Here is a 12,547-nt window from a genome sequence, read left to right on the forward strand (position 1 = left end):
ATGGAGTTGAGGATGGACTTCGCCTTCGACGCCAAGACAGAGGAGCTTCGCGCGAAGCTCCTGGAATTCATGGACGAGCACGTCTACCCCGCGGAAGCGGTGTTCGAGGAGCAGCTCGCCGAGCGTGAGAACGAGTGGGCCCCGCCGCCGGTGGTGGAGCAGCTCAAGGCCGAAGCGCGCAAGCGCGGGCTGTGGAACTTCTTCCTGCCCGGGGAGCACGGCGCGGGCCTGACGAACCTGCAGTACGCGCCGCTGGCGGAGATCACCGGCCGCAGCCCGCACCTGGCACCGATCGCGCTGAACTGCGCCGCGCCGGACACGGGCAACATGGAGGTGCTGGCCGAGTTCGGCACCGAGCAGCAGCGCAAGCAGTGGCTGCAGCCGCTGCTGGACGGGGAGATCCGCTCGGCGTTCGCCATGACCGAACCGGACGTGGCCTCTTCCGACGCGAGCAACATCTGCACCAGCATCAAGCGCGACGGCGACTCCTACGTCATCAACGGGCGCAAGTGGTTCATCACCGGCGCGATGGACCCGAACTGCAAGATCTTCATCGTGATGGGCAAGACGGACCCGGACGCCGAGCCGCACCGGCAGCAGAGCCAGATCCTGGTCCCGCGCGACACCCCCGGCCTGACCGTCAAGCGCGGCATGACCGTCTTCGGTTACACCGACGGCTGGCACGGCGGGCACGCCGAGGTCATCTTCGACAACGTGCGCGTCCCGGCGGAAAACCTGCTCGTCGAGGAGGGCGCCGGGTTCGCCATCGCCCAGGCCCGACTCGGCCCGGGCCGCATCCACCACTGCATGCGCCTGATCGGCATGGCCGAGCGCGGCCTGGAACTGCTGTGCCGCCGCGCGCTGAACCGGACCGCCTTCGGCAAGCCGATCGCCGAGCAGGGCGTGGTGCAGGACTGGATCGCCGAATCCCGGGTCAAGCTCGAACAGCTGCGGCTGCTGGTGCTCAAGACCGCCTGGCTGATGGACACCGTCGGCAACCGCGGCGCGCACACCGAGATCCAGGCCATCAAGATCGCCACTCCGTCCACTGTGGAATGGATTCTCGACAAGGCCATCCAGGCACACGGCGCCGGCGGGATCAGCCAGGACTTCCCGCTCGCCGAGCTGTGGGTGGCGGCCCGGACGCTGCGCTTCGCCGACGGCCCGGACGAGGTGCACAAGCGGTCGATGGCCCGCCGTGAGCTGAAGAAGTACAAGGAGGCGCGATGACATCCGCCGAAGAGCTGCGGGGGAAGGTGCGCGAGTTCCTCGCGGCACACGACCCGAAGACCACGGACCGGCTGGAGTTCCTGCGCGCCCGGTTCGACGCGGGGCTGGCCTGGGTGCACTACCCGGCGGGCCTCGGCGGGCTGGACGCTCCCCGGGAACTGCAGCCCGTGGTGGACGCCGAGTTCGAGAAGGCGGGCGCCCCCGACAACAACCCGCGCCGGATCGGCATCGGGCTGGGCATGGCGGCCCCGACCATCCTGCGCTTCGGTACCGAGGAGCAGAAGAAGCGCTACCTCCGTCCACTGTGGACCGGTGAGGAGGTGTGGTGCCAGCTGTTCAGCGAGCCGGGTGCCGGTTCCGACCTGGCGGCGCTGGGCACCCGCGCGGTGCGTGACGGCGACGACTGGATCGTCAACGGGCAGAAGGTGTGGACCTCGGTCGCGCACATCGCCCGCTTCGCCATCCTGGTCACCCGCACCGATCCGGACGTGCCCAAGCACCAGGGCATGACCTACTTCGTGTGCGACATGACCGACCCGGGTGTGGACGTGCGCCCGCTGCGCCAGCTCACCGGTGAGGCCGAGTTCAACGAGGTCTTCCTGTCCGGGGTGCGGATCCCCGACGCCAACCGGCTCGGCGCGGTCGGCGAGGGCTGGAAGGTCGCCCAGACCACGCTCATGAACGAGCGGGTCGCCATCGGCGGCCACGCCATGCCCCGCGAGGGCGGGTTGATCGGGATGGTGGCGAAGACCTGGCGCGAGCGTCCGGAGTTGCGCACCCCCGATCTGCACGACCGGCTGGTCCGCCACTGGGCGGAAGCGGAGGCCATGCGGCTGGCCGCGACGCGCCTGCGCCAGCAGATGGCGGCCGGGCAGCCCGGCCCCGAGGGCTCGGCGATGAAGCTGGCGTTCGCCCGGCTTCAGCAGGCGCTGACCGGGCTCGAGGTCGAACTGGGCGGCGAGGACGGCCTGCGCTACGACGACTGGACGATGCGCAGGCCGGAGAAGGTGGACATGATCGGCCGCGAGGCCGGCTACCGCTACCTGCGGGCCAAGGGCAACTCGATCGAGGGCGGCACTTCCGAGGTGCTGCGCAACATCATCTCCGAGCGCGTGCTCGGCCTGCCCTCCGAACCCCGCGTCGACAAGGACGTTGCCTGGAAGGACCTGCCGCGGTGACCGATCTGCTGTACTCAGAGGTCGAAGAGGACCTTCGCGCCAGTGTGCGCGATCTGTTCGCCGATCAGGCTTCCCCGGCCGCGGTTCTGGCCCGCACCGAAAGCGGCGAGCCCTACGACCTGAAGCTGTGGCGCACCCTCGCCGCGGAACTGGGACTCGCCGGCCTGCTCGTCCCCGAGGAGCTCGGCGGTCAGGGCGCTTCGGCGCGCGAAGTGGCCGTCGTGCTGGAGGAGATCGGCCGCGCCGTGGTGCCGGTGCCGTTCCTCGGCAGCGCGGTGCTCGCCACGTCGGCGCTGCTGGCCTGTGACACGGGTCAGTCCACCGTGGCCGATCTGCTGCGCCGGCTCGCCTCGGGTGAGGCGATCGGTGCCCTCGCGGTGCCGCTGACCACCTGGCCGGGCGCGGAGTTCCCGTCGTCCGTGCGGGCCGAAGACGGCTCGCTCACCGGCACGGTCACCGTCGTCGCGGACGTCACCGCCGCCGACGTGCTGATCGTCCCGGCGACCGGTCCCCAGGGCCCGGGGCTCTACGCCGTGGACGCCTCGGCCGTCACCGTCACCGAGGTGACGCCGCTGGACCTGACCCGCAGGCTCGGCGAGGTCACCCTCGACGGCACGCCGGGGCGGCTGCTGGCCGGCCCGGACCGTGCCGCGGCCGCGCTGGAGCACGCGCTGACGGCCGGTGCCGGGCTGCTGGCCTCCGAACAGCTCGGCGTGGCGCAATGGTGCCTCGACGAGACGGTGGCCTACGTCAAGCAGCGCTACCAGTTCGGCCGCCCGGTCGGGTCGTTTCAGGCGCTCAAGCACCGGCTGGCCGATCTGTACCTGGAGCTGGTCTCGGCCAGAGCAACGGCACGCTACGCCGCCGACACCCTGGCCACCGGTGACGAGGACGTCCCGGTCGCGGTCGCGGTGGCCCAGTCCACCTGCGCGGGGATCGCGGTGCACGCGGCCGAGGAGGCGATCCAGCTGCACGGCGGGATCGGCATGACCTGGGAGCACCCGGCGCACCTGTACCTCAAGCGCGCCAAGAGCGACGAGCTCGCCCTGGGCACGCCGGGAAGGCACCGCGCCGCCCTGGCCACCCTGGTCGACCTGCCCGCCTGATCCGGCACGGACACCGGCCCCTGACCCCCACCGGGTCAGGGGCCGGTTTCGTCGCGGTGTCCCTCGAGGGTTGAGCGTCTCCCGGGCAAACCCGGAAATCGATCACCTCTCGCCGGGTGGCCGGGTACACTCGGCCCCCGATTTCGGGGGGGAGAAAGACCGTGACCGACATTCCGGTTGTCGACTCGTCCAACGCCGATCAGTTCCGCTCCTGGGACGGCGCCGGTGGAGCGTTCTGGGCCGAGCGCGCCGAACGCTTCGACCAGGGCATCGCGGGCTACCACGGTGAGCTGGTGAAGGCAGCCGGGCTCCAGCGGGATTCGGTGGTACTGGACATCGGATGCGGCAGTGGCCAGGTCACTCGCGACGCGGCGCGCATCGCGAGTGAAGGTTCGGCGCTGGGCGTCGACCTGTCGTCGGCAATGCTGGACCTCGCGCGCACACTGGCCGCGAAGGACCAGTTGGCCAACGCGACGTTCGTCCAAGCGGATGCGCAGGTCCACGACTTCGGTGAGTCGCGCTTCGACGTCGCCGTCAGCCGGCACGGCACGATGTTCTTCGGTAACCACCAGGCGGCGTTCGCCAACATCGCGCGCGCCCTGAAGCCGGGCGGCCGGTTCGTGCAGCTGACCTGGCAGCCGCTCGACCGCAATGAAGGCATCGGCACGTTCCGTGCCATCGCCTCCGGCGATCGGGAACTGCCACCGCCACCACCCGGGGCTCCCACGCCGTTCTCGCTGAGCGACCCCGGCCGAGTGCGCCGGTTGCTGGGCGGAGCGGGCTTCGTCGACGTCGAGATGACCAGTCTGACCGTCCCGATGTACTACGGCCGCGATGTCGATGACGCCTTCGACTTCCTCGCCCACCAGTTCGCCTCGGCCTTCGGGCAACTCGACGCCGAATCCCGCGCCCGCGCCCTCGACACCCTCAGGGCCGACATCGCCGGCCACCTGACCGACCGAGGTGTGCTGTACAGCGCGGCACATTGGCTCATCCACGCCCGGCGCGGGTGAACCGATGGACGGCAAGGAGCAGAACACGACTTCCGCCAGGTACGACGGAGACACCTGGGACCTGGCATCCAGCGTCGGCGCGACCGCCACCGCGGCCGCGGCGGCCCGGGCGATAGCGACCCGGGCGGATCGTCCGCTCATCGACGACCCGTTCGCCGAACCGCTCGTCCGGGCGGTCGGCGTCGACCTCCTCACCCGGCTGGCGACCGGCGAAATGCCCCCCGACGGCTTGGTCGAGCAGATATGGGTCGACGTGGCCAAGGTGCGTACCAAGTTCTACGACGAGTTCTTCCTCGATGCGGCGAACGCGGGCATCACGCAGGCCGTGATCCTGGCCTCGGGGCTGGATTCCCGCGCGTACCGGCTGCCCTGGCCCCCCGGGACCGTGGTGTATGAGGTCGACCAGCCGCGAGTCATCGAATTCAAGACCCGCACACTGGCCGGGTTGGGCGCCGCCCCCACCGCCGACCGGAGAGTGGCCGCGGTCGATCTGCGCGACGATTGGCCCGCCGCACTGCGCACCGCCGGATTCGACCCGGCCCTGCCGACCGCGTGGAGCGCCGAAGGGCTGCTGGGCTACCTGCCGCCCGACGCGCAGGACCGCCTGCTGGACACCATCACCGAGCTCAGCGCACCGGGAAGCCGGGTGGCCACCGAAAGCAGGCCCAACCCGCAACCGGGCGACGAGGACAGGACCAAGGAGGGCCTGCACCGCATCTCCGAACGCTGGCGTGCGCACGGTTTCGATCCCGGCATGGCGAGGCTGCGCTATTTCGGCGAGCGCAACGAAGCGGCGCCCTACCTGATCGACCGCGGCTGGGCGGTGAACGGAATCAGCATCGCAGACCTGTTCGCCGCCAACGACCTTCCACCCCTCAAGGACGACGACATGGGCATGGGCGCCATGCGCTACGTCAGCGGCACCCTCGACAAGACCACGAAGTAGCAGCTACCCGGCAGGACTACCGACGAGGCGCCGCATCGTCGTTACCTTTTCAAAGCGATGGAACAGGGCGCACTGGACCGCATAGGGTGGACCGGTGACGTCGATCAAGAAGTTCCAGGTCACCTTCGACTGCGCGGAACCTGAGCGCCTCGCTCGTTTCTGGTGCGAGGTGCTGGGGTACGTCGTGCCTCCGCCACCGGAGGGATTTGCCACTTGGGACGATTACAAGCGCTCGCAGCCACCTGAGCAGCGGGATTCATGGTTCGCCTGCATTGATCCCTCCGGCGTGGGCCCGCGGCTGTACTTCCAGCGCGTCCCTGAAGGCAAGGCCGCCAAGAACCGGGTGCATCTTGACGTGCGGGTCGGCACCGGTCTCGTGGGCGAAGAGCGCCTCGCCGCGCTTGAGGCCGAATGCGCACGACTGATCCCGCTCGGCGCGGTACACGTGCAAACGCTGTATGCGGATGATGGTAATGAGTCGTGCATTCCGATGCTGGACATCGAGGGCAACGAGTTCTGCCTCGACTGAGGGCAACGGGGTTACGACGAGTTCGACGAGACGGAGCCGGTGGTCTGCAACGGACTGCGGGTGTACGCGCGCTACGAACTGTCCTTTTCCTTGTGTCTCTCGCTCTCCTGTGGAGCGGCGAGGGCCAGCCGAATCACCACCTTTCCTTCCCCACGCAGCGCGGTCAGTTCTATCGGCTGCGCTGCGTACTCGCGCAGGATGGCATCGAGTCGGCTTCGGGAGCGCAGGTCACGTCCACAGGCGTCCACCAGGACATCTCCGGCTCTCAGACCGGCGTGGTCGGCGGGCGAGCCCGGCTCGACCGTGCGCACCAGAAGCCCCGGTGCCGGGTCGAGTCCGACAGCCGCCCGTTTGCTGATCGTCTCGTGCGCCGGGGCCAGATTCAGGCCGGCGCGGCTGACGGTGGCGGGTTGGCGCGGTTCGAACTCGACCAGCAGCTTGCGGAGCAGGTCCGTGAGCTGGGCTCGTTCCCCGTCGGACAGCGCCGCGAGCAGCCGGTCCTCGGTAAAGAGGTGGCTGGGTAGGACGCGCTCGAACAGGTCCCGGCCCGCTGGTGTCGGGACGATGAGTGTGCGCCGTTTGGACGTGGGATCCGGGCCCCGTTCCGCCAGCCCGGTCTGCACCAGGCGGTCGATGCGGACACTGACCGTCCCGGGAGTGAGGCCGAGTTCGTCGGCGAGCCGGTGCTGGCCGACGCCGCCCTCCCCACCGATCCGCATCAGGGTGACCAGTGCGGCGAAGTCCGGGGTACGGACACCGTGTGCCCGCAGATTCGCGTCGACCTCGGCCTCGACGATTCCTCGCAGCCGGGCGAGCCGGATCATGACCGCGAACGGCGTGAAGTCGAGGTCGGGACGCAGCGACAGCCAATGCTCCATGACGGTGTCGACGGCGTCACGGGCAGCGTCGCGATCTTCGAAGGATGCACCAGCAGTCACGGCATCGAGCTTACCTCTGCCTTAGAACATTGAAAGCGATGTTTGGCTCCAAAGATTGTGCTACGGTCGGAGTGTCCACCCCCACGACAACGAGGTGAGCGGTATGGCCGGGAAGCTGGACGGCAAGATCGCACTGGTCACAGGCGGGTCGCGGGGCATCGGTCGCGGCATCGCGCTGCGCCTGGCCCAGGAGGGCTGCGCCCTCGTCGCGTTCACCTTCCACTCGGACAGCGCGGCAGCCGAAGAATCGGCCAAGGATGTCGAGGCCGCCGGTGCCACCGCGCTCCCGATCCGCGCCCAACTGGAACGGGCCGAGGAGGCCGGTGCGCTGTTCGAGAAACTGGATCGGGAACTGACCGCGAAGACCGGTGGAACCGGCCTGGACATCCTGGTCAACAATGTCGGCAGCGCGGGATCGGGAACCTTGGCGACGACATCCCCGGAGATGTTCGACGAGATCATCGCCGTGAACACCCGCGCCCCGTTCTTCCTGCTTCAGGCGGCGTCGAGCAGGCTCCGCGACGGCGGCCGGGTGATCAACATATCGTCCGCGTTCGCCGTCCGCCCGGCCCCGGGCGCACCCGTGTATTCCATGGCGAAAGCAGCGGTGAACACGCTGACCACGATCGCGGCTGCCGAATTCGGCGAGCGTGGCATCACGGTCAACGCCGTCTCTCCGGGCTGGACCGCGACGGACGCGAACGCCGAAGCGCGCCGCAATGAGAAACTGATCGCGGGCGTGGTGAGGGACACCGCCGATGGCCGCATCGCCGAGCCTGCCGACGTCGCCGGGGTTGTGGCCATGTTCGCCTCACCTGAAGGCGCCTGGCTGACGGGACAGCACGTCGAAGCCAGTGGTCGTTTCCGCTGGCACTGACAGGCGGCCGCCCGGACGGCCTGGCCAAGGCGAGGCGGCGTCAGCGCGGCCGGTAGGCGGCGAGGAAGACGCGGACTCCGGCCTCGGCGGAGCGGTCAAGTTCCGCCTTCGGGAACGGTTCCGTTAGCCCGGAGAACAACGCCTTGTCCAGCAACCTGCCCAGGATGAGGAACGCGAAGTGTTCGGCGGCGACCGGCGGTTCGTCGACCCTCAGCAGGCCCCGCCCGGCCAGGTGCTCGAAGCAGTCCGCCAGCCCGCGCAGCGTCCGCTCCGGGGCCCGCTCGTAGTAGGCGCGGGCCAGCGCGGGCAGCCGCCCGGCCTCGCTGATGATCAGGCGCCGGAGCTGGACGACCCGCGGCTGCAGCACCGCCGCGACATAGCTGCGGGCCAGTTCGCCCAGGTCCTTCTCCACGTCCTCGGTCTCGGTGAGCGCGCGGATCTCGGCCGCGAACGGCTCGGCGACCGCGGTGAGCGTGCCGAGGATGATGGCGCTGAACAGCCGTTCCTTGTCCGCGAAGTGCTTGTAGACCGTCTGCTTGGACACGGCGGCCGCGGAGGCGATCTCGTCCATGCTCGTGCCCTGATAGCCCTTGTCCAGGAAAAGCGCCGTGGCCGCCTCGACGATCGCCTGGCGTTTGCGGCCCGACCGGCTCGTGTCCTCGGGCACCGGGGCCTCCTTCGTGGTAGTACTAGACGGTCTAGTACTGATGATAGTACTGTCCAGGCCCTGAACAGCTGGAGGGACCATGCACACGGTGACTTCCCGCGATGGCACGGCCATCGCGTATGCCAAGTCGGGCACCGGGCCGGCGGTGATCCTGGTCGACGGAGCGCTGTGCCACCGGGCGTTCGGCCCGAGCGGGCCGCTGGCGGAACAGCTGAAAACCGCCTTCACCGTGTACACCTACGACCGCCGGGGCCGGGGCGAAAGCGGCGATACGCCGCCGTATGCCGTCGAGCGCGAGGTCGAAGACCTCGAAGCCCTGGTCGAGGAGGCCGGCGGCGCGGTTTCGCTGTACGGGACCTCCTCCGGCGCGGGTCTCGCTCTCGAGGCGGCGGCCCGCATCCCGGGCATCACCAGGCTGGCCGTGTACGAACCGCCGTTCATCGTGGACGACAGCCGCCCGCCGGTGCCCGCCGACCACGCCGCCCGGGTCGAAGCGGCGGTCGCCGCGGGACGCCGGGGTGAGGCGGTCAAGCTCTTCATGAAGCAGGTCGGGGCGCCCGCCTTCATGGTCGCGGTGATGTCGCTGTTTCCGGTGTGGTCGAAGCTGAAGGCCGTCGCGCACACCCTCCCGTACGACCTCACGATCATGGCGGAGGGGCAGCGAGGTCACGCGCTGCCGGCCGAGAAGTTCGCCTCGATCAAGGCACCAGCGCTGGCCGCCGTCGGCGGCAAGAGTCCACAGTGGATGCGCAACGCGGTGGAGGCCGTCGCGGCGGCCCTTCCCGATGCCCGGCTTCGTGTCCTGCCGGGCCAGAACCACATGGTGAAACCACGGCCGCTCGCGCCGATCCTGACCGAGTTCTTCCGGGAGAAATCATGAAATTCCGTGCCGAGCTCAGACTGAACGGCAAGACCGCGACGGGGATCCCCGTGCCAGAGGAGGTCGTGGCCTCCCTCGGTTCCCGCCGTCCGGCCGTTCGCGTCACCATCAACGGGCACAGCTACCCCAGCACGGTCGCACCGATGGGCGGTGAGTACATGCTGCCGGTCAGCGCCGAACATCGCGCAGGCGCCGGTATCGCGGCGGGAGACCAGGTCGAGGTCGAGCTGGAACTCGACTCCGAACCGCGCGAAGTGACCGTGCCGGCCGACTTCGCGCAGGCCCTCGACGGGGACGACACGGCCAAGGAATTCTTCGGCAGCTTGTCCTACAGCCAGAAGCGGGCCTACACGCTCTGGGTCGAAGACGCGAAGAAGGCCGAGACGCGGCAGCGGCGGATCGCGCAGGCCATCGGAATGCTGCGGGAAGGCCGCCGCCGCTGACCAGCGCGCTCGCCTGGACCAGGGGCCGGTTTCGTTGCCACGGCCACCGGAATCGGGTTTGCTGTGCGGTATGGCCGAAGTCGAGACCCAGGGGTCGGGTCAGGTCGAGCGGATCGCGGACCGGGCGCTGCTCCGGGTGGTCTACACCGAGCGAGCCAAGGACCGGGCGGGCGCGGTAACCCGCTGTGCCTGGCGCATCGCGTCGTCTCGGTCGGTCAGCTCCCAGGACGGGCCGACGAGGCTCGCGGGCTCGGTGCGCACGAGGTCGGCGGCCAGATCGTCGAGCACGGCGAGGCCGGTGATCCTCGAAAAGTCAGGGACGGAGGGCGTCGAGAAGCAGATCGGCGTAGTGCTCCCCCACCTGCCGCGCGGAAAGACGGCCGCTGCTGCGGTACCACGAACCCAGGTGGTGCACCGAGCCGAAGAAGAAGTCGACCACGATGTCGGCGGGCTTGTCGGTGCGGAACTGCCCTTCCCGCTGCCCCTCCTCGATCAGCGAACGGAACCGTTCGTGGTAGCGGCGCCGCTCGGAACGCACCGCGTTCTGCTTGTCCGGGCTGAGCTGGTGCATTGACTGCAGGAAGATCGTCGTGTCGTCGAGGTTCTCGATCGTGCTGGTGACCACGTCGGTCGCGGCCTGCCGCAGCCGCTCCCGCACCGGCGCCTCGGTCGCGGCCACCTTCTCCAGTTGCTCGGTCTGCAGGCGCAGCACCCGCCCGTAGATCTCCGACAGCAGGTCGTCCTTGGAGCCGAAGTAGTGGTACATCGCCCCCTTGGTCACCCCGGCGGCCGACACGATCTCCTGCACCGAGGTCCGGTCGAAGCCCCGCTGGGCGAACAGCTTCGTGGCCGCCGACAGCAGGCGGCGGGGCACGGAATCCTCGGACGGGTCACGGACCATCGGCCCAGCATAAGCGAGCCCGGCGCTGCTCACGCGCACAGGCAGCGCACACAGGCCTCGGCGAACAGGCGTACCGCGGGGCGCTCGTCGACGGCGCGCCACACGACGGCGAGCCGGCTCGGCGGCAGGCCCCCGACCGGACGACACACCACGTCGTCCCGGCGGTAGATCTCCGCGTTCCCCGCCGCGATGAGCGTGACGCCGAGACCGGCGGCGACCCCTTCCAGCGCTTCCTCGGCCGTTCCGGCCTCCGCGGCGATCCGGGGCGGTGCCTTCCGCTGCGCGGCGGCGAGCCAGAAGTCGCGCATCGGCCCGGCCGAAACGGGCAGCGCGAGGAACGGTTCCGCCTCCAGTTCGCCAAACGGCACCACGTCCCGCTCCGCGAGCCGGTGCCCGCCCGGCAGCGCCACCCAGCGCTCCTCGGTGCTGACCACCTTCCAGGCGTAGGCACCGCCGTCGGGCACGGGCAGCCAGGCGATCGCCACGTCGGTGTCGCCGCCGGCGAGGCCGACCGTGGGATCGTGCCAGGGCACCTGCCGGAACACCAGCCGCCAGTCCGGCAGCGCCTGGCGCATCCGGGTGGTGATGGCCGGGATCAGCCCGCGGCCGATCCTGGTCTGGAACCCCACGGTGAGCGTGGTCCGGCGGCTGGCGGACAGTGCGGCGATCTCCGCCTCGGCACCGCGCCAGGTCCCCACCATCTGCCGGGCACGGGGAAGCAGCACCGCTCCCGCCTCGGTGAGCGCGACGGTGCGCCGGTCCCGGTCGAACAGGCGCGCCCCCAGCGCCGCCTCCAGGCGCCGGATCTGCTTGCTCAGTGCGGGCTGGGACACGAACAGCGCCTCGGCGGCCCTGGTGAAGCTCAGTTCGTCCGCGACCGCCACGAAGTACCGCAGGTCCTGGACCCGGATGTCCATAACCAAAGGTTATAACAACAGGTCTTGGACGGCAGCCCCGGACCGCCCCGAAGATCGCCCACATGGAACTCGGAGTCTTCGGACTGAACGCCAAGGCCCCTCTCGCGCCCGGCCACACCGCCCAGCTGGCGCGGCGCGCTGAGGAATTGGGCTACGACTCGTGGTGGGCGGGCGAGCATGTGGTGCTGCCCAGCCCCAGCACCCCGGACACCCCCATGGACCCCACCGATCCGATCCTCGATCCGCTGGTGCACCTCGCCTACGTGGCCGCGGTGACCGAGCGGATGCTGCTGGGCACCGGGATCGTCATCCTCCCCCAGCGCAACCCCCTCGTGCTGGCGAAGCAGGTGGCCAGCCTGGACGTGCTGTCCGGCGGCCGCGTGCACCTCGGGATCGGCGCGGGCTACCTGGAACCGGAACTCGCCGCGCTCGGCGTGCCGATGAGCGAACGCGGCCGCCGCACCGACGAGCACCTCGACGCGATGGCCTCGCTGTGGCTCGACGAGCGGCCCGCCTTCACCGGGACGCATGTTTCGTTCGCCGGGATCGACGCCCATCCGCGGCCGGTCCGCGACGGCGGGCCCCGCATCGTGGTCGGCGGGCACAGCCCGGCGGCCTACCGGCGAGCCGTGGCACGCGGACACGGCTGGATCGGCAACGGGTCCTCCCCCGCGGACGCGCAGGCCGCGCTCGACGGCCTGGCCAAGGCGGCGTCCGAAGTGGAGCGCCCGGCGCGGCTGGGCAGGCTCGAGGTGACCTTCATGCCGATGTCGTCCACTGTGGACCACGCGGCTGCCCGCTCCTACGCCGCACTCGGCGTCGACCGCCTGCTGATCTACCCGCTGCCGCTGGAAGACCCCGCCGAAATCGCCCGCCATCTCGAAGCACACGCGGATCTCCCGCGCTGAAAAGGGAAAGAACC

The 12,547-nt window shown here is 69.9% G+C and carries 15 protein-coding genes; 10 read left to right on the forward strand and 5 right to left on the reverse strand.

What is annotated here, in order from left to right; genetic code table 11:
- The first annotated feature begins 12 nt into the window (after positions 1–12).
- From ORV05_RS17420 to ORV05_RS17445, 6 genes are all read left to right on the forward strand, one after another.
- Positions 13–1,230: an acyl-CoA dehydrogenase family protein gene (locus ORV05_RS17420; protein ID WP_268759559.1), complete on the forward strand. Its 1,218-nt coding sequence runs from the start codon at positions 13–15 to the stop codon at positions 1,228–1,230.
- A complete protein-coding gene (locus ORV05_RS17425; RefSeq protein WP_268759560.1) occupies positions 1,227–2,408 on the forward strand; it encodes an acyl-CoA dehydrogenase family protein in 1,182 nt (393 codons plus the stop codon). Before ORV05_RS17420 ends, ORV05_RS17425 begins: the two co-directional genes overlap by 4 nt.
- Positions 2,405–3,514: an acyl-CoA dehydrogenase family protein gene (locus ORV05_RS17430; protein WP_268759561.1), complete on the forward strand. Its 1,110-nt coding sequence runs from the start codon at positions 2,405–2,407 to the stop codon at positions 3,512–3,514. Before ORV05_RS17425 ends, ORV05_RS17430 begins: the two co-directional genes overlap by 4 nt.
- 161 nt (positions 3,515–3,675) lie before the next feature.
- Entirely contained in the window at positions 3,676–4,527 is an 852-nt protein-coding gene (locus tag ORV05_RS17435; protein WP_268759562.1) for a class I SAM-dependent methyltransferase, read from the forward strand.
- Between the two features lie 4 nt (positions 4,528–4,531).
- Entirely contained in the window at positions 4,532–5,473 is a 942-nt protein-coding gene (locus ORV05_RS17440) for a class I SAM-dependent methyltransferase (RefSeq protein ID WP_268759563.1), read from the forward strand.
- Positions 5,474–5,567: 94 nt separating this feature from the next.
- Positions 5,568–6,002: a VOC family protein gene (locus ORV05_RS17445; RefSeq protein WP_268759564.1), complete on the forward strand. Its 435-nt coding sequence runs from the start codon at positions 5,568–5,570 to the stop codon at positions 6,000–6,002.
- A gap of 71 nt (positions 6,003–6,073) precedes the next feature.
- Here ORV05_RS17445 and ORV05_RS17450 read toward each other — a convergent pair whose 3' ends face one another.
- Positions 6,074–6,940: a MarR family transcriptional regulator gene (locus ORV05_RS17450; RefSeq protein WP_268759565.1), complete on the reverse strand. Its 867-nt coding sequence runs from the start codon at positions 6,938–6,940 to the stop codon at positions 6,074–6,076.
- Positions 6,941–7,043: 103 nt separating this feature from the next.
- On the opposite strand from ORV05_RS17450, the gene ORV05_RS17455 reads away from it, so the two are divergent.
- Positions 7,044–7,817, forward strand: a complete 774-nt coding sequence (locus ORV05_RS17455) for an SDR family oxidoreductase (RefSeq protein WP_268759566.1) — start codon at positions 7,044–7,046, stop codon at positions 7,815–7,817.
- A 40-nt stretch (positions 7,818–7,857) separates the two neighbouring features.
- Here the strand turns inward: ORV05_RS17455 and ORV05_RS17460 are convergent, their stop codons facing one another.
- Positions 7,858–8,484, reverse strand: a complete 627-nt coding sequence (locus tag ORV05_RS17460) for a TetR/AcrR family transcriptional regulator (protein WP_268759567.1) — start codon at positions 8,482–8,484, stop codon at positions 7,858–7,860.
- Between the two features lie 79 nt (positions 8,485–8,563).
- Between ORV05_RS17460 and ORV05_RS17465 the strand changes: the two genes are divergently transcribed.
- Both ORV05_RS17465 and ORV05_RS17470 read left to right on the forward strand, forming a co-directional pair.
- A complete protein-coding gene (locus ORV05_RS17465; RefSeq protein ID WP_268759568.1) occupies positions 8,564–9,364 on the forward strand; it encodes an alpha/beta fold hydrolase in 801 nt (266 codons plus the stop codon).
- Positions 9,361–9,807 carry a YdeI/OmpD-associated family protein gene (locus ORV05_RS17470; protein ID WP_268759569.1) on the forward strand — a complete coding sequence of 149 codons (447 nt, stop codon included), beginning with the start codon at positions 9,361–9,363 and terminating at the stop codon, positions 9,805–9,807. The genes ORV05_RS17465 and ORV05_RS17470 overlap by 4 nt, the downstream gene beginning before the upstream one ends.
- 141 nt (positions 9,808–9,948) lie before the next feature.
- Here ORV05_RS17470 and ORV05_RS17475 read toward each other — a convergent pair whose 3' ends face one another.
- From ORV05_RS17475 to ORV05_RS17485, 3 genes are read right to left on the reverse strand one after another with little or no spacing between them, the layout of a single operon-like run.
- Positions 9,949–10,095 (reverse strand): hypothetical protein, encoded by a 147-nt coding sequence (locus ORV05_RS17475; RefSeq protein ID WP_268759570.1) that lies wholly within the window; start codon positions 10,093–10,095, stop codon positions 9,949–9,951.
- Positions 10,096–10,120: 25 nt separating this feature from the next.
- Complete coding sequence (locus ORV05_RS17480; RefSeq protein WP_144587655.1) at positions 10,121–10,708, reverse strand: TetR/AcrR family transcriptional regulator; 588 nt, start codon at positions 10,706–10,708, stop codon at positions 10,121–10,123.
- A gap of 29 nt (positions 10,709–10,737) precedes the next feature.
- A complete protein-coding gene (locus ORV05_RS17485) occupies positions 10,738–11,625 on the reverse strand; it encodes a LysR family transcriptional regulator (protein ID WP_268759571.1) in 888 nt (295 codons plus the stop codon).
- Between the two features lie 62 nt (positions 11,626–11,687).
- Here ORV05_RS17485 and ORV05_RS17490 point away from each other — a divergent pair, with 62 nt between their 5' ends.
- Positions 11,688–12,533, forward strand: a complete 846-nt coding sequence (locus tag ORV05_RS17490; protein ID WP_268759572.1) for a TIGR03619 family F420-dependent LLM class oxidoreductase — start codon at positions 11,688–11,690, stop codon at positions 12,531–12,533.
- Positions 12,534–12,547: the final 14 nt, after the last annotated feature.

Source organism: Amycolatopsis cynarae (genome assembly GCF_026802195.1).
GTDB classification, from domain to species: domain Bacteria; phylum Actinomycetota; class Actinomycetes; order Mycobacteriales; family Pseudonocardiaceae; genus Amycolatopsis_E; species Amycolatopsis_E rhizosphaerae.